At 46.6% G+C, this 22,086-nt stretch carries 17 protein-coding genes; 6 read left to right on the forward strand and 11 right to left on the reverse strand.

The features are described from left to right. Window positions 1-67: 67 nt before the first annotated feature. Complete coding sequence (locus NL646_RS09630) at window positions 68-2,089, forward strand: tRNA(Met) cytidine acetyltransferase TmcA (protein ID WP_253664142.1); 2,022 nt, start codon at window positions 68-70, stop codon at window positions 2,087-2,089. 426 nt (window positions 2,090-2,515) lie between these two features. Then, entirely contained in the window at window positions 2,516-4,195 is a 1,680-nt protein-coding gene (locus NL646_RS09635; RefSeq protein WP_020838336.1) for a DUF342 domain-containing protein, read from the forward strand. 56 nt (window positions 4,196-4,251) lie between these two features. On the opposite strand, the gene catC is transcribed toward NL646_RS09635, so the two are convergent. Next, the gene (gene catC / locus NL646_RS09640) at window positions 4,252-4,911 is read right to left on the reverse strand and encodes a type C chloramphenicol O-acetyltransferase (protein WP_253664143.1); all 660 of its coding nucleotides are present in this window, start codon (window positions 4,909-4,911) and stop codon (window positions 4,252-4,254) included. Between the two features lie 88 nt (window positions 4,912-4,999). Between catC and NL646_RS09645 the strand changes: the two genes are divergently transcribed. Together NL646_RS09645 and NL646_RS09650 are read left to right on the forward strand one after the other, a co-directional pair. Beyond that, complete coding sequence (locus NL646_RS09645; protein WP_253664144.1) at window positions 5,000-5,911, forward strand: LysR family transcriptional regulator; 912 nt, start codon at window positions 5,000-5,002, stop codon at window positions 5,909-5,911. A 37-nt stretch (window positions 5,912-5,948) separates the two neighbouring features. Then, window positions 5,949-6,614, forward strand: a complete 666-nt coding sequence (locus tag NL646_RS09650; protein ID WP_025552528.1) for a peptidase E — start codon at window positions 5,949-5,951, stop codon at window positions 6,612-6,614. Window positions 6,615-6,703: 89 nt separating this feature from the next. Here NL646_RS09650 and NL646_RS09655 read toward each other — a convergent pair whose 3' ends face one another. The 3 genes from NL646_RS09655 to murQ form a co-directional block, all read right to left on the reverse strand. Next, window positions 6,704-7,759 (reverse strand): porin, encoded by a 1,056-nt coding sequence (locus NL646_RS09655; RefSeq protein ID WP_006740897.1) that lies wholly within the window; start codon window positions 7,757-7,759, stop codon window positions 6,704-6,706. 146 nt (window positions 7,760-7,905) lie between these two features. After that, window positions 7,906-9,360 (reverse strand): PTS N-acetylmuramic acid transporter subunit IIBC, encoded by a 1,455-nt coding sequence (murP, locus tag NL646_RS09660; protein WP_005500182.1) that lies wholly within the window; start codon window positions 9,358-9,360, stop codon window positions 7,906-7,908. Between the two features lie 28 nt (window positions 9,361-9,388). Next, the gene (gene murQ, locus NL646_RS09665; protein ID WP_253664145.1) at window positions 9,389-10,291 is read right to left on the reverse strand and encodes an N-acetylmuramic acid 6-phosphate etherase; all 903 of its coding nucleotides are present in this window, start codon (window positions 10,289-10,291) and stop codon (window positions 9,389-9,391) included. Between the two features lie 243 nt (window positions 10,292-10,534). On the opposite strand from murQ, the gene NL646_RS09670 reads away from it, so the two are divergent. Further along, the gene (locus NL646_RS09670; RefSeq protein ID WP_025540278.1) at window positions 10,535-11,386 is read left to right on the forward strand and encodes an SIS domain-containing protein; all 852 of its coding nucleotides are present in this window, start codon (window positions 10,535-10,537) and stop codon (window positions 11,384-11,386) included. A 19-nt stretch (window positions 11,387-11,405) separates the two neighbouring features. Here NL646_RS09670 and mpaA read toward each other — a convergent pair whose 3' ends face one another. After that, window positions 11,406-12,116 carry a murein tripeptide amidase MpaA gene (mpaA, locus tag NL646_RS09675; RefSeq protein WP_253664146.1) on the reverse strand — a complete coding sequence of 237 codons (711 nt, stop codon included), beginning with the start codon at window positions 12,114-12,116 and terminating at the stop codon, window positions 11,406-11,408. 141 nt (window positions 12,117-12,257) lie between these two features. On the opposite strand from mpaA, the gene NL646_RS09680 reads away from it, so the two are divergent. Next, the gene (locus tag NL646_RS09680; protein ID WP_253664147.1) at window positions 12,258-13,883 is read left to right on the forward strand and encodes an ABC transporter substrate-binding protein; all 1,626 of its coding nucleotides are present in this window, start codon (window positions 12,258-12,260) and stop codon (window positions 13,881-13,883) included. Between the two features lie 63 nt (window positions 13,884-13,946). On the opposite strand, the gene NL646_RS09685 is transcribed toward NL646_RS09680, so the two are convergent. From NL646_RS09685 to NL646_RS09710, 6 genes are all read right to left on the reverse strand, one after another. Continuing rightward, on the reverse strand, window positions 13,947-14,531 hold the full coding sequence (locus NL646_RS09685) for a flavodoxin family protein (protein ID WP_253664148.1): 585 nt from the start codon (window positions 14,529-14,531) through the stop codon (window positions 13,947-13,949). A gap of 136 nt (window positions 14,532-14,667) precedes the next feature. Next, complete coding sequence (locus NL646_RS09690) at window positions 14,668-15,261, reverse strand: mechanosensitive ion channel family protein (protein ID WP_253664149.1); 594 nt, start codon at window positions 15,259-15,261, stop codon at window positions 14,668-14,670. 505 nt (window positions 15,262-15,766) lie between these two features. Then, window positions 15,767-17,881 (reverse strand): type I secretion system permease/ATPase, encoded by a 2,115-nt coding sequence (locus NL646_RS09695; RefSeq protein WP_253664150.1) that lies wholly within the window; start codon window positions 17,879-17,881, stop codon window positions 15,767-15,769. A gap of 15 nt (window positions 17,882-17,896) precedes the next feature. Next, on the reverse strand, window positions 17,897-19,810 hold the full coding sequence (locus tag NL646_RS09700; RefSeq protein WP_005500162.1) for an EAL domain-containing protein: 1,914 nt from the start codon (window positions 19,808-19,810) through the stop codon (window positions 17,897-17,899). Window positions 19,811-19,815: 5 nt separating this feature from the next. Next, a complete protein-coding gene (locus tag NL646_RS09705) occupies window positions 19,816-20,499 on the reverse strand; it encodes a transglutaminase-like cysteine peptidase (RefSeq protein ID WP_005464869.1) in 684 nt (227 codons plus the stop codon). Between the two features lie 114 nt (window positions 20,500-20,613). After that, on the reverse strand, window positions 20,614-22,005 hold the full coding sequence (locus tag NL646_RS09710; protein ID WP_005464847.1) for an HlyD family type I secretion periplasmic adaptor subunit: 1,392 nt from the start codon (window positions 22,003-22,005) through the stop codon (window positions 20,614-20,616). Between the last annotated feature and the right edge of the window lie 81 nt (window positions 22,006-22,086).

Below are 22,086 nucleotides of genomic sequence, written 5' to 3' on the forward strand. Positions count from 1 at the left end.
CGTGTGGAAGCATGCTCCGAATAGCAGATGTGATAACATGGCGGCAGTTCAACATCGGATAGACCCCATGCACGCACAATCTGAATTTCTATCTTCACTTCAACGCCAATCTCAACATGCTTTTCAACGCTCAGGCGTTGTTTTGCAAGGAGAGGCCGATTGGCAAGAGGCCATTCTCTCTGCATTTCTTCAAACTCAAACCACACAACGTTGGTTCTGTGTTGGGGATTGGTCATTCGAGAGTGCCTTTTGTGTTGGAATGAAGCAGGGAAATCGACTACTCGGCAGAGAATGTGATGTGCTGCTGTTTGACGCGCGAAAAGAGTTCGATGCTAATAGCTTTACGGCGGCAATTGGCTCTCTCGTTGGCGGTGGAATGCTACTTGTTGTGACAAATACTGCTCAGCCACAACATTTCGCTGAGCAATGGATGCAGACCCAATGGCAAAAGCTGATAGTGCTTGAGCAGGGGAAAGTCATTCCCCAGGTTTCTGAGTTTGCTATTGCGCAGAGAAATACAGAATACATAGAGCAGACTCACGCTGTTTCATTAATCGAGAAAGTGGTGAGTGGGCATCGTAAGCGTCCTTTTGTGCTCACGGCTGATCGCGGTAGAGGTAAAAGCAGCGCGTTAGGTATCGCTTGTGCTCAGTTGTTGCAACACAAGCCGCTGCGTATATTACTTACCGCGCCTTCTATTAACGCTGTTGAGCCAGTCTATCAGCACGCGCACCGTTTACTTACATCTGCCAAACAGATGAAGAAAGACCGTTTGGAAGTCGGCTATGGGTATATTCAGTTTATTGCGCCTGACGAATTGTTGTCTTCGCTGCCTGAGTGTGATTTGTTGCTAGTTGATGAAGCGGCTGCGATTCCCGTCCCGATGCTCAAACAAATCACCGAGCATTATCATCGTTTGGTCTTTTCTAGCACGATTCATGGCTATGAAGGCTGCGGACGTGGCTTCACGTTGAAGTTCATTGAATGGTTGCAACAACAACGACCTGGCATGAAGACGTATCACATGCAGCAGCCAATTCGTTGGAGCGCAGATGATAAGTTAGAAATGTGGTTGTATGACGCTTTTATCTTGAACGCGGAATTATCGCCGCAATCCATTGAAGGCATGGCGAACGTATCGTTGAACAAAGTGGACAAGCAAGCACTGGTTCACCAGCCCAACTTGCTACGCGAATGCTTTGCTTTACTGGTTAACGCTCATTATCAAACCTCACCGAATGATTTGCTCCATTTACTACGAGATGACAACAGCTCCGTTTATCTCGCGATGGATAAACAAAATATCATCGGAGTCATTCTCACGGTTGAGGAGGGCGGTCTTGATGACGAGTTAATTGAAGCCGTTCAACTTGGTCAACGTCGTCCTAAAGGGCATTTGACGCCAATCACCATCATCAATCAACTTGGTTTGGTAAAGGTAGGCAGGCTTATTACTTCACGAGTGATGCGAATTGCGGTGCATCCTGATCTACAAGGTTCGGGCATTGGCAAGCACATGCTAACACTACTCGAGGAAAGTGTTGGTGCCCATGTGGATTACCTATCGACAAGTTTTGGTGCGACGGATGAGTTGATTCAGTTTTGGCAACAAGCTGGTTATCAATCCATTCGTTTAGGAACTATGCGCGATGCCGCCAGCGGTTGTTATTCATTGTTGATGGTTCGCCAACTTGCGAATAAATCACAAACTTGGATTGATGACGCACAAGCATTGTTTCATGAGTTTTTGTCTGCGAGCCTTTCCCTTGTTTATCCTAAGTTAGAGCCGAGTCTGGCTAGAAGCTTGTTGCGTCAACCGATTCAACATCAAACCTTACATCCGACTAAGCGAGTATTGCTTCAAAGCTATGCGCAGGGTGGTGCAAGCTATGAATCGATTTTTGTGTGGTTACAACAGTGGCTGCGTCAATATGGTTTAGCGCCTGTTTCTGATTTGATGATAAGTAAAGTGTTCTTAAACCATGATTGGGGCATTTGTGCCAAACAATTTGGATTATCGGGAAGAAAGCAAGTTGAGCAACAGTTAAGAAATGAGTTAGAAAAGTTGTTGAGTCAATTTACAGTGTAAACGCAACGCCTTATGGATTTACACTGTAAATAGAGACGAGCTGAGAGGAGTGACTTTACACTGTAAATTCACTCCTTTTTTGTTTTTGATGAATGATAAAAAGCAAACTCATGACCGACTAAGTTCAATGTTGAGCTGTAAACAAAATCGCCAATAAAAGGGAAGGAGTGGCGTCGCCACTTCTATTGTATTGAAGCACTATAACTACAAGCTACAACTTTCTCATGCTGTAGAGTGGAGCATGAAGTGAAACGAGAGTGGAATGATTTACGCGGATGAATCACCATGCCTAATACTTAATTTACTCAATAATACCAAGGCTTCGACCTTTAGTGACCTGAGCCCTATTCTTCGAAGTGCGAGGTTTGTTCAGAAAATGTTTTTGGTTAGACTGAAAGTGTTGATGGGAAGCAAAGTGGTAAGGGTATGTGGAAGCTGTGTCTTGAGTTATCTGAAGATAAGACCAAGGTGATAGCCCGTCTTCCGGGAGAAGTGGACCTCGGGGGTGAGCTAAATCAAAATGAATTAAACGAGCAGCTCGTCGCAATGAACGCTGAAAGGATGTTTGTTGTTGAGGGGGAAGTCGTGAGATTCATTAACTGCGCCAAAGAACGTAAAGCCGAAGCTTACGAAGGCATCGTCATTGCGGAAAAACGCAACGCGCAAGTTGAGGTCGAATTATCGAATAATGACATGCTCGCCAGTATGAACGTTGTCGGTGCGTACGGAGGCCGAGGTTTACGTGGCCCCGAGATTGTTCAAGCCCTTGCTCAAGCGCGAGTTTCGAAAGGCATCAACAAACTGGCTTTGAAGAAAGTGTTGGTTGTCAGCACTCAGCTCAAACCCGGCGAAACTTTTTCTCAACCTGTAGCGGTTGGTAAGCAACCTATCAAAGGCAAAGACGCTCTTTTTACTCCTCTCGTTAAAGACATCACCAAACGCATCCTCAAACCCAAAGACGGCCAATCTGCTAGCGACAAAATTGATTTACGTAACCTCGGTGAAACTATCGCGGTTGACGTAGGCGATGAGGTGATGCGCCGCACGCCTGCGACCAAAGGTACGCCTGGTTTTACTGTTCAAGGGCGAGTGATTCCTCCACAAGCCGGGAAAGACAGCCCAATGAAGCCAGGCAAGGGCACCGAGATAAGCAAGCACGACCCAAACCTATTGATTGCATCGGTATCCGGTACGCCTCTAATTAAAGACAAAACCATTGAAGTTGATAACGCACTCTGTCTCAATAGCGTTGGCGTGAATACAGGTCACGTGAAATTCAAAGGGAATGTGATTATCGGTGGCAACATTGAATCCGGCATGATTGTTAAAGCGACGGGTTCTATTACTGTAGGCGGCTTCATTGAATCGGCTGACGTACAAGCGCAAGACGACATTCAAGTTGGTAAAGGGATCATTGGCCACACCGTGAGTGATGGCCAGCCAAAGAGTTGTCACGTCAAAGCCAAAGGTTCGATTCGTGCCAGCTACGCCCAATATTGTGATTTGCAAGCTGGCGAAGATATTGAGTTGGCGGTGCACAGCATGAATAACGATATTGTTTGTGGGCGCAATCTGACGGTGCTGGATGCGAACGGTAGGAACGGTACGCTCAGCGGCGGAGATGCAAAAGTCGGTGACAAAGTGGTGTGCTTACAATTGGGCGTAGAAGGCGACACCGCCACTAAGGTAGAAGCGTTCGCGCGCTATTCTGCATTTAAGGAGCGATTAGCAGAGCTCAAAGATCAATACAAACGCGCTCAAGAAGGCACGATGGATGTGATTCGTAAAGAGCTCGAATTTAAGAAACGTCCTAAAGCCGAACGTACCGACGAAGAACAAGCTCAGATTGATGTGATGAAAACACAAAACAACGAGCAGCTTGAAGCGATAAAGCAAAAGCTAGAACAAACGGAACATGACTTTGAAGTCGCGTTAGAAGAAAATATTGTCGAAGCCAAAGAGCGTGTCTTCACTCGCGTGACGGTGCAGTTTGGCGACGAGCAAGTAACGACAAAGCGTACTCATGGCGGTTGTTCGTTCCGTTTCAATCAATACGAAATTAAAGTCTCGGCGAACTTGGAAGAAGAGGACGTCGCTGCGGTTTAAGCTTTCTTACTCACTGAGCCCACACGTCGCAACAAGATGTGTGGGCTTTTGTTTATCTACAAATCGACAATGTGCTCTTGATAGTAGTCCGCAAGCGCACCGACTTGGCTGCTACACATTACTTTCATTGCTTGTTTAATGTGTTCTATTGGCCAGTTCCACCATTGGATATTGAGTAGCATTTCAATCTCTTTATCGCTGAATCGTTGACGTACGACTTGGTTGTTTCCAACCACCACCGAATAAGGTTGGACGTCTTTCGTCACTACTGCGCGTGCTCCGATGACGGCTCCATCGCCGATGTTTACTCCGGGCATGATCATCGCCTCGCTGCCAATCCAAACATCGCTCCCCACCACCGTGTCTCCGGCACGCTCGAAACCGTCTTGCACGCCTTCTCCAAATTCTTCAGGAGAGAAGGGGAAGGCCGAAATCCAGTCAATGCGATGACCTTGGTTTCCTGCCATCATAAAGGTGGCTCCAGAAGCGATGGAACAAAACTTGCCAATGATTAATTTGTCGATGCTATCGGGTTCTCTACTTTGCCATTCTTGAAGTGTGACGGGGTCACCCAACAAGTAGCGTACTGCTTGCTCTTCGAAGCTTTTTTGATGATAGAAGCCCGAGTAATAGCTGTAATCGCCAACGATGATATTGGGATTAGTGATGTGATCTTTAATGACTTGACCTTTTAACCACGTGTCGAAAACACTCATAACTCATCCTTTCAAATTTAGGTTGTTCAGAGTTTAGAGGCTTTCTATTATTTCCAGTAGTTTGATTTTAGAGATTCAGAATTACTGTATGGAAATAAAATGGCTCAGCTACGTACCACTTTACGTCGCTTTGTGCGAGGAGCGAAGTATTGCTGGCGCAGCAAAGCGACTGAATTGTTCGAATGCGCATGTAAGTCGGCAACTTAAACAGCTTGAAGACATATTGTCGGTGCAGCTTATTCAGCGAACTACGCGCCAGTTTAATTTGACCTACGATGGTTTGCGGTTTTATCAGCAGGTAAAGCAACTGCTCGAAGGCGCAGAGCAGATCAATGAGCAAGTCATGGCAAACGAGATCGTATCGGGAAAATTGAGAATAGCGGCGTCCGCTTCTTTCGGAGCTGCGATACTCAGCCAAACATTGATCGAGTTTCGATTGCAACATCCACAAGTGAGCGTCGAAGTGATCTTCACAGAGACACCTCTCGACTTGATTGAGGCCGGGTTTGATATCGCATTCTACTTTACCGATACTCCTCCAGAGGGATACGTCGGCCATCAGCTACGCACTTTACACTGTAAACCGATCGCTCATCGCTCGTATTTAGCTGATAAACCAAATGTAAGTACGCCAGAGGAGCTTGGTGACTTAGAGCACATCCTTTATAAAAGTCGTGACTTGGTGTTAGACAAGTGGACGTTTACGCATAAGCAAACTCAGCAGCAGTGCAGCATTGAGTTAGAAAGTACGCTGAGTTTTAATCTTGTTCAGTCCATGTTGGATGCTACTTTGGCTGGCTGTGGTGTAGCCATGTTAGATGAATTTGCACTGGCTAAACTCGAATCTGCACAAAAAGAACAACTCGTGAGTTTGCTGCCAGAATGGCAAACGGATGCGATTTTGCCGCTTTATCTGCTTTACCCAAAACGTGAGCACTTACCAAGAAGAACGCGAGCGTTCATTGATCACTTTAGGAACATATATTCTGTCGGCGAATAGCGACAACAAACTTAGCAACAATTGAGGAAGCAAAGGAATGCGAAAACACTGTATTGCGATTGGTGGTGGTGGCTGGATGATGGGAGAGAATCCGAGCCCGCTCGATCAATACATTTTGTCTTTGTCTGGTAAGGAGAATCCAAACATTTGTTTTCTACCGACAGCCACGGGAGACGCCGATGAAGTTATTGAACGTTTTTACAATGCGAAGCTTAGTGAAAACGTAACCCATTTTCCGCTGTTTAAGTTTGATGCTGGTTGGAAAGAAACGCTATTTGAACAAGACATCATTTACGTCGGTGGCGGTAATACGCGTTCGATGTTGGCCATTTGGCGCGAATGGGGAATCGATAGAATACTCAAGCAGTGTTATGAACAAGGCATCATCATTTGTGGCATGAGCGCTGGTGCAATTTGTTGGTTTGAGTTTGCGGTGACAGACAGTGATCCCGAAGCATACCAAGTTATGCGTTGTCTTGGATTAATTGACGGTTTGGCTGCGGCGCATTTTTCTCATGTAGGTGAGAAGTTCGAGGTTTTCCAAGCCTTTGCTCGTTCTCAACCGAGCATCACTTGTTATGGCATTCACGATTATGCGGCATTGCACTTTGTCGATGGAAAATTGTTAGCTACTGTCACCAGCTTTCCTGATGCAGGCGTGTTGGTTAAAATAGGTAACGAAGAAAACATATTGCGAGGGTGAGCTTCTTCAAATCAGCATTAAAGGCAATAACTACTGACCGGACACAGAAGAAGCTCATGGATTCAGCTAACTCACATTAAGTATCATGCTTACAGCTCGTAACGCAGACCTAAGTGGTAGTAGCTTTCGTCTGCGTGCGCACCGCCAAACGAGACTTCTTGTCCATTGCTGTAGCCACGCGAACCGTTACGATCAACGTAGTTTGTGTAGATAGAAGAACGAGGCGTCAGTTTGTATTGCACTTCTAGCGTTGTATCTTTCAGCTCTAGCTCGTCACCATCACTGTTTTCTAAAGAACGATAACCAGCACGCAGTGCCCATTTGTCATTTACACTGTAAACCGCCGTCAATTCCATCACTTTGTCGGTGCTGGTTTGTGAGTAATAGCCCTCTAGTTCATCTTCCGAGTACAACGCACCCAACATCAAATCACCTAAGTAGTAACGCGTACCTGCGCCCCAGAATGTGTAATCGGTGTCGTTGCTTTCACGTGCATCACCTTTATTTTTCTGCATCGCCACCACTGGCGCCAAGGTACCCAAATTCCCCATGTCTAGCGTATAACGCAGTGCAGCGTTGTAACCGTAGTCGAGCTCAGAAGTGTTGTTTCCTAAAATGTACGCGACAGAAAAGTCGAAATTACCTAGGCTGTTTTGGTATTGCAGCGTACCATCTTGACGGAAAACTTGCGTCGCGGTTTTGTCGACTTTGTTCGCTTGGCGCGCCATAGAAACATCGGAAGAGGCGAACACATCACCAATGTCGGTAAACATAATCAATCCAGATGCCACGCGACCACCAGTAATGCGACCATAATCTTTCGCATCAATACCTGCCCATACATAACGTGCGGTCAGAGACGGTTTGTCGTTTACTTGGTTTGCGTATTCAGCGGCACCCACTTGGTATTGCGCTTGGCCGATGATCGACGCGTACTCGTTGATGGTTTGTGAACCGTTTAAACCAATACGACCATCAAACTCGCCATTTGCATCGCCATGCTCATCATTTTTACTGGTGACATTGAAACCAAGACGAGAGTAAATATTTAAAACTGACCCATCTTCCGCTTGATACAGCTGCGCTGCCATTGCATTTGATGCCATCAATGTTGGGAGAAGTAGAGTCAAAATGTGCTTTTTCATGATTAACGACCTTTCATTTCTATTGTTTTAGGTACGACAAAGCCCCTTCCGAGTAACGGAATAAGAAAAATTGTCGTGAAGTAGAGAGGATGCGCCCTTGTTTGCCAAGGGCGCGAGCTAGTCCATTCCTATAGGGGAAGAATGATTTAGCTTAAATCGACGTCTTTGCAGCCAAAGAAGTAAGTCGCGAGGAAGCCGACTATGTAAGAGATAAGCAGGCCGGCAACAAACACCATCATGCCCGGGAAGATGCCATTTTCAGATGTCATGAGAGGAATCGCCACGATACCGGACGGGCCAAACACCGTATTAAGACCAACTGGCAAGCCAAGGTAAGAAACTAAGCCGATAAAGAAGCCGCCCGCAGCGCCACCAATACAAGCGGTAACGAATGGTTTTACGCGTGGTAATGTCACGCCGTAAATCAATGGTTCGCCAATGCCTAGAAGACCCGGAATAATAGCGCCTTTAACTTGAGTGCGCAGTAGAGCGTCTTTTTTGGCTTTGAAATACAGCGCCATTGACGCGCCAACCTGACCGCCACCAGCCATCGCCAGGATAGGGAATAGCGAGTTAAAGCCCTGTGCTTCCATCAATGCGAAGTACACTGGAACGAAACCTTGGTGGATGCCAAATACCACAGAAATTAAGAACAAACCTGCCAAGATTGCAGCGCCTAATGGGTTATCGTTCAAGTTGAGGAACAACCAAGACATCCCTTTAAACAGCTCGCCGCCGATCGGCATGATGATCAAGAAGGTTACCGCACCCATGATCAATAGAGTGATAACGGACGTTAAGATCATGTCCAGATCATCTGGCATGTATTGACGAACCTTACGCTCGACTTGCGCACCGATGATCGCCGCCAAAAGTACGCCGATAATGTTGCCGCGCGGATCAATCGCAAAGCCGAAAAACTCGTTCATGCCAGAGTAAATGCCGGATGTAGCCTCTGGGTTGTAACCCAGCACAAACAAAGAGGCGAGAATGGCACCATTAACACCAGAGCCGCCAAACGCTTGCTGCGCGTTGTAACCAATCAGAATACTTAAGAAAGCAAACAGACCCTTACCAAAGACTTTCATGTAGGCGATCAAATCCAACATAAACTGGCTTGGTGTCTGGTCGAGAACAAACATCTGTTCCAATAACGTCGCAAAACCTAGCAACAAACCAGCTGCAATAAAGCCAGGGATCAACGGCGTAAAGATGGTGGCAAACTTGCTTAAAAAACGCTGAACCGCACTGGTTTGTTTGCTCTTCATCTGCTTTTTTTGCTCGGCCGCGACGGCAGAAAGATCTTGTTGCGGCATATCTGGTTCTTCACTGTCACCAGAGGTTAAGCTGTCGATCAATTGATTCATCATCTCAGCCGCTTGTTGAGCTTTTCCGGGACCGAGAATGATCTGAAACTGCTCATCGCTTTCCACCACACCCATTACACCGGGAATTTGCTTGATAACAGACTGGTCAGCCAAGCCATTGTTGGCGAGCGATAAACGCAAACGCGTCATACAGTTACCACATTTGCTTACGTTGCTGCTGCCACCCACTGCGGACAGCAACTGCGATACTGTGTTTGAAGTTATTTTTGCCATAGGGTCTATCCTTCAGAACTCGGATTATTTAGTTATTATTTAGTGCTGCGCGAATAAAACCGTTGTGCGCGGCGAGGCGTGATTTGGCTTGTTCGGCATCCAAATCGGCCAAAATCATTAAGATGGCAGTTTTGCAGTGTCGATCGCAGGCATTTAATGCTCGCTCTGCTTCTTCTTTTGACGCGCCAGTTGCTTCTACAACAATGTTGGTTTGGCGTTGGATGAGCTTGGCGTTGGTGGCCTCTACATCCACCATTAAGTTGCCAAATACCTTACCGCTACGAATCATTGCACCTGTCGTGAGCATGTTTAACACCAGTTTTTGTGCGGTGCCGGCTTTCATGCGAGAAGAGCCAGTGACAACCTCTGCGCCAACAATCGGCAGAATCGCGATGTCGGCCGCTTTTGCCATGGCACATTCTGGATTACAGGCGATAGATGCGGTCGTAGCTCCGATGGATTTAGCGTACTCCAAACCACCTAGCACATAAGGCGTGCGGCCACTTGCAGCTATGCCTACAACCACGTCATGCTTGGTGAGGTGAAGCGCTTTTAAGTCGTCTTGACCCATTTTCACGTCGTCTTCTGCGTTTTCTACCGCTTTCAAAATCGCTTGGTGTCCACCAGCAATTAAGCCAATCACCATGTCTGGATGCGTGCCGTAGGTAGGAGGACACTCGCTCGCATCAAGAATTCCTAAGCGGCCTGATGTGCCAGCTCCCATGTAAACCAAACGGCCACCATTGGCGAACGCTGCAGTAATTGCATCAACCGTCTTTGCAATTTGTGATAGCACTGCTTTGACCGCGAGCGCGACTTTTTGATCCTCTTCATTAATGACTTGTAGCATCTCGATGGTCGAAAGCGTATCAATCTCTGCACTGGCTGGATTACGGCTTTCTGTCACCAATCGGCTTAAATCAATTTTCATGTTTTACACTCTTCGTCATGTTCAATCTGAGGGCGATTCTATGGAATAAAATATTCTGTTTTGGTGATAAAAATCACACTTGAGGTTATTCTTTGTGCAGGAGAAATTTGGAATAATGAGAGAAAATATACGTCCATTACATCCAGTATAAACTGGCTTGGTTAGAATAATCATGGAGTTAAATCAAACTCCAATTATTTTTGTTTTGGAATAATTTATTTGAATTTTTTTGAGGTTTTTGTTGTGTCAGTTATCAATAAGATAGTCGCGAGGCGTACTCAGCTTTCGCAAAGTGGTCGTTTGGTCGGCGATTGGATTGTTGAAAACGCAGAAAAGGCGGCGCAGCTCACCAGCCAAGAACTTGCGGCGCAAGTAAAAGTGAGTCAATCGAGCATTGTGAAATTTACTCAGCGTATTGGCTTTAAAGGCTACAGCGAGTTTAAGTTAGCTCTGAATGAAGAGATTGGCCGTAAGCATGCGATGCAGTCGACACCGTTGCACAGTGATATTTTGGCAGATGATCCCATCGCGGTTATTTCACAGAAACTGGTGAAAGCAAAAACAGATGCTATGTTTCAAACCACCAATGCGCTGTCTTATGAAGCTTGTCACCAAGCGGTGAAATGGTTGAGCGAAGCGCGTCGAGTGCAAGTGGTCGGGATTGGGGGCTCAGCCCTGACCGCGAAGGATTTAAGCTTTAAACTGCTTAAACTCGGTATTACGGCGCTTTCCGAACAAGACAGCCACGTGCAGATTGCTGTTGCTCGTACCCTCTCTTCAGAAGATGTGCAGATAGCGATTTCGTATTCGGGCGAACGCAAAGAAATTCTCGTCGCGGCAGAAGCGGCAAAAGAGCAGGGCGCGAAGGTGATTGCGTTATCTGCTCCTGGGAGAAGTCGCTTGCGCGGTATTGCCGATGTTACGTTTGATACGATTGCCAATGAAACGGAACATCGCAGCTCATCCATTGCTTCGCGCACCGCGCAAAACGTGATCACCGATTTGCTGTTTATCATCTTGGTTCAGCAAAGAGACGAAAGTGCACGTCAGTTGATCAGCGATATCAGTACCGACATCAAACAGATCCTCACATGATCGCTTAACCAACAGCGGACTAAAGATCCGGATCGTGCATCAGTAAAGCAATAAAAGCGGACAGATGCTTTTCAATGGTGAGATCGGCAGAAATCGCGGGCAATTCCAACGTGATGCAAGGTAAATCACGTTCACTACACCAAGTGCCGAATGAGCCGGGTGTTTCGTAGTCGACATCGTCAACGATTGGCAGTTGAAACTGCTCGCCGAGCCATTTGGCAAGGTTGGAATGTTTGGGATCATCCACAAACGCAAGCGGTTCATGAAATGACACCACAAACTTTGGCCTGCGCAGTTCAATCAAGTTAATTAATGCGCCAACTTCTGGCTCTAGCTGGTTTTTAGAGCCTGTTTTCACCTTTACGTCTCGAACGGGGGTGTGAGAGCTCCATCGATACTCGGTGCCATGCTCAGTCCAATTTGGGGTTGGAAACGCGCGATTGAGATCCACTTGGTTTGCATTTGCACGTGTGCCTAGCTGGTTGCCGTCAGGATTCATTGACAGAATCACATCATGTCGTAAGTTTTTAGCTGGCAAGCTTCTTAGCGCACAGGACAAACCTGCAATCGAGGCTGTCTCATCCCCGTGAGTGCCTGCCAAAATCAAACCTCGCGAAGCACTTTCGACTTGCGCCGGAAAATACAGTAATGGCGCACCAAGCACGGAATGACCGTATGTTGTTGGCCGAATTAAAAATGCCGCTCTTTCCGTTCTTGGAATTAGACTCACCGTAATCTCCTGATTGATGAAGTAATATCAATATCTAAGCTAATTAAACCTAGCTAAACCGAACCGTTTAAACTCGTCAACGGTTGAAATGTTAATTGTGGCGCTTGCTTCACAAGACGCGTTAGGAGAACGAAAAACGATATGGATTTTAAAAAACATTCAACGGCGTTGCTGATTTCCTCTTTATTCACCCCTTTTCTTTCTGCATCTGTCGTTGCAGATACCTTACCTAACGGCGTTCAACTCGCCGCAGAGCAACATTTGGTACGTGCGAATGACGCAGAGGCGGCAACGCTTGATCCGGCAAAAGCCGAAGGTCTGCCAGAAATGCACGTGATTCGTGATTTATTTGAAGGGCTGGTGATTCAAGATCGTGACGGAAACATCATTCCCGGTGTGGCGGAATCGTGGGAAACCAAGGACAACCTAACCTTTGTTTTTCACCTACGCAAAGATGCGAAATGGTCGAATGGCGAGCCTGTGACGGCGGATGATTTTGTCTATTCACTGCGCCGAGCAGTAGATCCGAAAACCGCTTCTCCAAATGTTTGGTATCTCAAACTCACCAAGATCAAAAACATCGCCGATGTGGCAGAGGGTAAAAAGCCTTTGGACGATCTCGGTATCGCGGCGGTGGATAAATACACCTTACGTTTTGAGTTGGACAGTCAAGTTCCGTACTTTGTTGCCATGACCGGGCACACGTCCATGATGCCAGTGCATCAAGCGACAGTGGAAAACCGCGACAAGCCGTGGAGCGATCCAGACCAATTTGTTAGCAACGGTGCATTCACGTTGGATAAGTGGGTCGTGAATGAGCGCATTGAACTGGTCAAGAACCCAAATTACTGGGACAGCGCAGATACGCATTTAAACAAAGTGACTTACATTCCGTTTGAAAACCAAAACGCGTCGATCAATCGCTATGCGGTAGGTGAGGTGGATATCACGTCAGATGTGCCGACTCATATGGCGCAGAAGCTTAAACAAGATTACAAGCAGGCTTACACGGTGGTGCCATTGCTGTGCACGTATTACTACGCGTTCAATACCACTCGTCCACCATTTGATGATGCGCGAGTGCGTCAAGCGGTATCGTACTCCATCATGCGCGATGTGATCACGAATGGTGTCACGCAAGTCGGCAACCTTCCTGCTTATACTTTCGCACATCAGTACACCGCAGGGTTTGATGCAACGCCGCCAGAATACAGTAACTGGAGTCAACAACAACGTGATGAGAAAGCACGTGAACTGCTGAAAGAAGCGGGATACGGTGATGGCAAACCTTTGGATTTCAAATTGCTGTACAACACCAGTGAGGCAAATAAATCTATCGCCGTTGCAATAGCCTCGATGCTACACAAGAATCTCGGTGCAAACGTTGAGTTAGAAAATCAAGAGTGGAAGTCGTACTTAGTGGCGCGTAAACAAGGCAATTTCGATGTGATGCGTGCGTCTTGGTGTGGTGATTACAACGAAGCGTCCACTTTCTTGAGTTTATTGCGTTCAGGTTCTTCGGGTAACTTTGCACGTTACAGTAGCCAAGCGTACGACAACTCGATGAACAGTGCATTGGCTGCAACCGATGAGAAAGCGCGCCAAGGATTTTATGACCAAGCAGAACAGTTGCTGGCGGCAGATATGCCCATTGCGCCAATCTATTACTACATGCAAGCGCGTTTGGTTCGCCCTACGGTTGGCGGTTTTGCCAAAAACAACGTAGAAGGGCGCATCTACTCGAAAGATCTCTACATCAAGAAGTAGCGCTCAAAACAAGCGATAAATACGAAGCCCCGAAGATGTGTTTTACGGGGTTTCTTTTTATTGTTAGCGAGTGGAGAGCTTGTCAACTAGCATTGCGACTCGTTTGCCAAGATACTCCGCCGTTGCAACATCAGAGGCATGCAACAGACCATCTGCACCACCTTGAGCAACAATGCCACCTTGCACGCCGTAGCGATTCAGATTTTGCTCCCCAGAATTGCTGATCTTATCCAATCCGACCCACATCATACCGTGCTGGTAAGCGAAGGTTTGAAGGTATTGCAGTGAGCAAGATTGGTCGCCATTCATTGCCCCACCACTGGTAAAGCCAGCCGCGATTTTGCCCGCCCATTTTTGGTAATACCAAGATTCACTGCTTGCATCGGCAAATGCTTTAAACTGCGCTGCTACACCGCCCATATAGGTCGGTGAGCCAAAGATGATCGCATCACACTCAGCAAGCTCATCCATTAAGTGAGGATTCACAAAACGTCCCTCAATAATCTCACTGCCTTCAATTCGGTGAGAGAGGATTTCACATTCACCTTGCTGCTTAATGCCTTGTTGTTCAACGCCTGCGGCAATCGCGCGAGCAAGTTGACCAGTAACGTCGGTTTTAGAGAAATAAATAATCGCAATTTTGGACATGAAAGATTCCTTCTTTTTTCTGATTAATGTGTAATGTTGAGCATGCTAAAACCTCAAGTTTGGTTTAGGTCAACACTAAAACTTAAAAAGAAGTGCATTAAAAAAGCCGATGTAGATACATCGGCTTTTTAGTGGATTATTTCTTTCTTCGAGTATAAATCCGAGATTTTGTTTTACTTGGCTCTGGCTTATTTTTCGCCAGCTTTAGTACCGCTTTTTGCAAAATCTGGTTGTTTGGGTAAGTAATCAAGTTTCCGTTGTCGTGCTTAATTAACACGTGAAACATGCTGATTTCTTGAATCTCGCCACTGATGTCTTCGTCTTTGTCTACGACTTTAATACGATCGCCCACTCGGTATGGGAAGACAAAAAAGATCAAAAAGCTGGCGGTGATATTGCTCAGAATTGACCACTGCGCGATAAACGCCACACCCAATACGGCGAAAATGGACGATAGGAACAATGACACATCGCCATAGCCTATACCGGTGATAATGGCAAAAACAGAGGCGGTCAAAAACAGCAGCGCGACATTGAAACAGCGCTGAATAAAACTCAGGCGGGCCTTTTTTACGCCCTTTGAGGTTGCTAAGTTTAAGATGGCTCGATTGACGATTCTCTTCAGGATACGATAAGCGATCAGGACAAAAATGCCCATCAACACTTTGTAACCGAGGGAGCCTGTAGTGAAATACTGGCTCACTTGTTCTAATAGGATCCAATCATTCATTTCTTCAACTCGACGATATTTAGAAAGCGGCTTTTATAGCTGATTTTCTGCTGTAAGTAATCACAATTTTTCTACTCTGTTTACCCTGTATCAGCATTAAAACGCCTTACATGTTACTGAAATAGCGTAATGAAAGACTGCGATGGGTAGTATTTCGTTACCATGCCTAATGTTCAACCAGAGTCAGCGTCTCTTTCATGTGCTCAATGTTTGAGCTTCATCCCATATCCGAAATTACGCCAAGTGAAGCGCGTCATAAATTTGATGAATATGACCTTCGTCCTGCTAACCTAGTAGTGGTTGAAAGAAGTTGGTAGGAGAGGCGCGGGCGTATGGAAGAAGATGAAAAGGCGATCATGATGCTGGTGGTGATCGTGGGGTTCGTGCTTATTTGGGTTGTGCTTGAAGAGCTGAACTATCTTGGTTTGCCGATCAAATAAGCCCCGTGAAACATTCGATTCAACGGGGCTTTGTATTTCAATAATGGCTTTCTTGATTTCAGAGATTAGCTAACTGCTCTAACCTTACCTTGCTTCAAGTCGTTCAGCACTTGAGATTTTGGACCGTCTGCAATTACGCTGCCTTTCTCCATTACAATCACGCGGTCTACGATGTCGAGCATCGACGTTTTGTGTGTAATCAAAATCAGCGTTTCGCTCGGTTTTAACTGCGCCAATTGATGCTTGATGTGCATTTCTGAGCGGTTGTCCATTGCACTGGTTGGTTCATCCATCAAGAGTACCGGAGGACGTCCAAGGAACGCGCGAGCAATCGTCACCGCCTGACGTTGACCGCCAGAAAGCATTGCGCCCCCTTCACCAACCTGACGCTCCAAACCTGCTGGGTCCGATTGCGTAAAGGCGGTCACACCCGCACGATTGGCTGCATCCATCACGTCACGGTCATCGGTTAATGGACGGCCTAGCGTGATGTTTTCGCGGATGGAGCCAAAGAACAGATTGGAATCTTGCGCCACACACCCGATATTGCGGCGAATATCGACATGATGAAGCTGCGCGATGTCGGTGTCATCAATGCGAACATGACCTTCTGTCGGTTGGTATAAGCCCATGATGAGACGCTCTAACGTGGTTTTACCCGAACCGATACGGCCGATAATCGCCACTTTCTCGCCAGGATTAATCGTCAAACTCAAATCTCGAATTGACGCGACTGGTGAGTCTGGGTAGTGGAAAGTAACGCGTTCTAGCTCAATCTTACCTTGTACAATAGGGCGGTGAATGTAGCGTTTGCCTTCTTCCTGCTCGTCCGGCATTTCCATCACTTGGTTGATGATGGTCATCGACGATTTGGCTTGGTTATAACGCGTTGAAAGTAGCGATAGCTGAACCAAAGGCCCAATCGCACGACCACTTAGCATGGTTGCGGCAATCAAACCACCCATGGTTAAGTCACCTTCTGCAATCAAGTAAACGCCTAAGATGATCATCCCGACGTTACTACTTTGCTGCACGAAACCCGCAGCGTTTTGGATGCTGTCGGTAATGCGGCGGCTCTTGATGTTCCAGTTTGCCATGTGCGCCACTGCTTCTTCCCAGCGGTATTGGAACTGGCTTTGAGCACTCAACATTTTCACCGTTTCTAAGCCTGCCAAGCTCTCAATCAGGTTGGCGTATTTTTGAGAAGCCAGACGTGAGCCTTCCTCGATAGAACGGCGTAGAGGGCCTTGGATGAGTAGTGAGTGGATAATCAGAATGAGAACACCTACCATCGGCACAAATACCAAATTGCCCGCCATCAACCAAATGATGATTAAAAACAGAATCGCAAATGGTAGGTCGATCAACGCGCTGACGGTAGCGGAAGTGAAGAATTCGCGGATGGATTCAAACTCCTGCAAGTGACGTGCAAATGCACCCACTGACGGCGGTTTGGATTCCATTCGAATCCCCATTACTTTGCTAAACAGTTTAGAGGAGATCAGAATATCCGACTTTTTACCCGCCACATCGATGAAGTAGTTACGAAGTGACTTGAGAGAAAAGTCGAAAATGAACACGACGAAGATACCGCTTGCCAACACCCATAAGGTTTCAAACGCGAGGTTTGGCACCACTTTGTCGTACACCAAACGAGTGAACATTGGTGCGGCAATGGCGAAGATGTTGATCAAAAGAGAAGCGATAAGCACATCGCGGTAGATGCGTTTAGATTGCCACAAGGTTGACCAGAACCAGTGACCTTCTTTGGTTTTGAGCACTTCGGGAGAGCGCTCGTCGAAACGGAATTGCTTTTTAACTAAAAAGTAGCGACCAGTGTACTGCTCAAGTAGGTCTTCTAATGGAATGGAGATTGGCACCATTCCACTTTCTAAGGTTGTGACTTCTGCTTCGCGTGTCTCCATATTGATGCTATTGAGAACGCAAGAGTCACCACCTTTAAGAACTAAGATTGCCGGCAGAATCAGGCTGGAGATTTTCTCCAGCTCTGCGCGGTTTTCCTTGGCAACCAATCCGGCCCTTTCCGCCGCTCTTGGTAGCAGGAACGGGGTCAATTTACCATCTGACAGCGGAAGCCCATTCACAAGAGCTTCCGGCGAGTTGGCTAACCCATAGTAACGGCTAACGTAGATGAGCGAATTCAGTAAAGGGTCTTTCATCGTTGGTGAACCTTATTATTCCTTGTCGACGATGAATCCTTGGAATACCTCTACGAAGTGCTCGGTGAGGAAATCCAATTGGATCTGAGTTTCAATACGCGATGCAATCGTAGTAATGCCCAAGTTGTGAGCGGTACGAGAGATCGACGTGAGTGTGAACTTCTGTTTTTCGTCGTGTAAGTTGTGTGTGAACAAGTAATCCAGCTTCACGTAGTTCGGACGGAACTCTTGGATGTATTCCAGTGACTGGAAGTTACGACCATAGTTGTCGACACCAAACTCAGCACCAGACTGACGAATTGCGTTACAAAGCAGCGCGGTATGGTGCGGATGATCAATGAAGCATTCTTCAGGAATCTCAAAGTGAAGTTTAGACGCCACTTTCGAGTGTTTCTCCAACATGTTGGTTGTCCAGCGAATGAACGATGGCTGAGACAAGCTGCTTTGTGCGATGTTAATCGCGACTGGATCGTTAAGCTCGCCGCTTTCTAGCATCTTAATCATCGACTCAATCACGTATTGGTCGAAGATGTTGGTCGCATCCAACTGTTCCAATGCAAATAAGTATTGGTTAGCACGGTAAGTCTCGCCATCTTTTTCGATGCTTGAGAACACTTCGTTATGGAACACTTTGCCCCAAGTATTCTTCGCAGCTTGGAAGCGGAATTTCACCCAATCGCTGTGGATTGCTTCTTCAACCAACGCTTTCCATTGCTGCTTACCCATCAAGTTAGATGGCGTATCGCTACCAATGAAGCCGTATGGTTTGTCTGGCTGTGCTTTGGCTTTCGATAGTGCGTTATCCACCATAGAAAGGACTTCAGAACGCGTTTTCTGATCTTTGCTGTGTGCCACACCAAGCGATGCTTTTGGTTTTGCTAAGCCAGTTGGATCAGTGTTTAGGCCATTGACACAGTTGACGATGCTGTCCGCGAGAATGCGCAGTTCGCTCTCATCCATGTGCGGGAAAAGCAGACCGAATTCATCACTAGAAAGACGAGCAATGGTGGCTCCCGGTACATCAATGGTGTTTTTCAGACGTTGAGACAACTCTTTCACGTGGGCATCAGCGCGTTGGTAGTCTTTTGTCTCGTAAATGTCGCCAATATATTCTGCATGGAGTAGCGCGATACCCCCTTGCGTTTGTTCTGCCAACCATTGGTCAACTTGGTTGATGTAGAACGAGCGGTTACCTAGTTTGGAGATAGGATCTAGGTATGCTTGAGCACGTAGACGTTGTGCTTCTTTGGCCTGTTCTTTAAATGACAACTCAATCTGTGCCGACATCATGTTGATGCCATCCACGACCGCGATCAGGTCTTTGGTTTTAGGGCGAGTGAGTGGCTCACCAAACTGGTTGTTTGCGATGTCGTGCATTTTCTTCACGATAGCAGCCAGTGGCTTTAGAGAACGACGCAGAATGTAAGAAATCGCAATCAATCCCGCTAGGAAGATGACGCTAAACGCAGATAGCAAACGGATAAAACCTTGCCATAGCTGTTCATACGCCGCGCCTGGGTGGCTGATGATTTCGACTTCGGCCAGTTGCATCCAACCACTGGTGACCACGCGTTTATCGTGAATCGCTTTGAACAGATTCATGTCGATAAACCATTGCGGAACAGTGCTTGGTTTTACTGGGTAAGAGCGTACGATCTGGTAATCAGAATCTAACGCGGTGAGACGCACCACTGAGTAGGTACTGCCGTCAAATAATGCATTGATTACCGATTCAACGGCAACCTTGTCTTTATCTTTTAGGTAAGGTGCTAACGCCAAACCCACGGTGTTGATGGTGTTGTTGACCTCTGAACGTTGCTGTTGTTCCAAGCTCGTTCGAGTAGTATTGAATTCGATTACGAATACTGATGCCATCAAGAGTATAAAGACCGTAACCATTCCCACTACAAGCTTCTTATATAGGGTCATGTTTCTCACTCGTCATAGTTAATTTTAGGTTTATTTAACTGCAACTTACGTTCGCGCGAGCGTAAGTCATTCCAAAGGCTCAAACGTGATGCTTTCCCCGCTAGCTCTCCAGTGCCAGCAGAGGACTTCATCAACCACAGGTTTGTACCATTAAAACTGTATATCGGTAGCAAATCGCTACGTTTAGAGGCTCGGACAATTTCTGGATTGATATTGTCGAGGATGAGCGGCTCAGAACTTGGGGTCGGGTAGTAGGCTAATACCATGTGAAACTGATTCAGTTCGATGGCTTTTACGTAGATCAAACGCATCTTTGAATCTGGTATTCCTAGCTCGAGTAACGAGAAGTACTTAGCGATGGTGAAATCCTCACAATCGCCGCCGTTGCTCCCTAAAAATTCGAGTGGCGTAGCCCAATAGTCTGTCTTTCCCCACAGTTTTATGTCGTCAACGAAATAGAGTTGGTTGAAAAAATCGTTAACGCCCACGAGCTGTTCATGAGTCTCCAATTGTTTAAAAAGGTCGATGTTCTGTCGCCATGTATTTACGCGCAATCCGGCGCGTTCGCCATACACCGCTGTGACCGCATCGACCCATCGTTGTTCTTTTGTGCTTAACGCACCAATTTGGAACGAAAAACAACTTAAACTGATTAATAATGTAACTTTACGCTTCAAATTGGATCGCATATTCGACTCACATCACAAGTGTACTCTTCCAATGGGCTCGTTGGTGAGAAATAAGTGCTTTTTATTTAACCACTTATCGAGCTTAACTGCACATTGTGAGTGCCTTTGTATCAGTTACTCCTTCAAGGCGTTGGTTTTGGCGCTTAAGATCGGCTTAAGCAGATACTCCAAAACGGTTCGCTTCCCTGTGATGATATCGACCGATGCTGTCATTCCTGGAATGATTGGTAAATCGGCATCCTGACCAAAGCTGGTTTTTTCTGTGCGCACACGCACGATGTAGAAACTGTTGCCTTCCTCGTCTTGGGTGGTATCTGCACTGATGTGCTCCAGTTCACCCACTAAGCCGCCGTATTTTGTAAAGTCATACGCGGTGAATTTTACGATGGCATTTAGGTTCGGGCGTAGAAAAGCGATGTCTTTCGGGGCGATTTTCGCCTCAACTAACAAGGTGTCTTCGGTTGGTACGATTTCAACGATGTCCATACCCGGTTGGATAACGCCGCCCACGGTGTTGACGTTCAGCGTTTTGATTTTGCCTGTCACCGGAGAGACAACCACCGTGCGGTTTACGCGGTCTTCCAAGCCAACTGCCGATTCAACTAATGCAGACAGTTGGTCTTGAGCATTATTGAGTTTCTCTTGTTGTTCGGAACGGAACTTCAACGCCACATCGATGCGATTGAGCATGGATTCTTTGATGGCGGATTTGATCACTGGGATTTTCAGTTCGCTAGATGTCATTTCACGGCGAGTGTCGTTCACTTGGCGCTGCAATTTGAGTAGCTCAATACGCGGAACAACGCCTTCATCCGCCAACGGTTGGGTGATATCCAGTTCTTTCTTCGCGTATTGGTAGCTTTGGCGTAAGTTGCGCACTCGCGCTTCAATTTCGACCAAGTCTTGCTGTTTTTGCTCAACTTGTTGATCGATCACCGACAGTTGGTTGCGTAGGTTATCCAAATCTTCGCGGTATTCTGCTTTTTGACGCTGAGTTAATTGTGGCTGCGTCTCTTCCAATACCGGTGGGAAAGTCAGTTTGCCGTAATCGAGAACGACGCTTTTTTCCCAATCTTGAATATTAAAATCGCGATTGACGGCAACGCTGTTGATAGAAGCAGAAAGTTGTAATACCGAGGCGGTCAGGTTGGCAACTTGTTGTTCACGTTCGCGGTAGTCCGAGCGAAAACGAGTATCGTCGATCAACAGAAGTTGCTGGCCTTTTTTCACCAGTTGGCCTTCCTTCACCAGAATTTCTTTGACGAGACCACCTTCCAAGTTTTGAACTACTTGGATTTGAGAAGAGGGAATTACTTTACCTTGACCGACGGTGACTTGGTCGATCTGTGCCCACGATGCCCAACCAATGGCTGCAACAAAAAACAACACCATAACCCACAACATTAGTCGGGCGCTATTTGGGGTGTTGAGAAGCAGTGCGGCAGTTTTGTCATCGACAAAATCCAGCTCATCATTGCTGAGTTTGTTGTAGTTGTCTCGGCTCATCACATTCTCTGCTTATATAAATACGGATTATCTTTTTGATCTTATTATTATTACCCGATCATGTCAGCATTCCGGCTAATA

Source organism: Vibrio sp. Y20_XG_PY13, from assembly GCF_024181925.1.
Taxonomy (GTDB): domain Bacteria; phylum Pseudomonadota; class Gammaproteobacteria; order Enterobacterales; family Vibrionaceae; genus Vibrio; species Vibrio parahaemolyticus.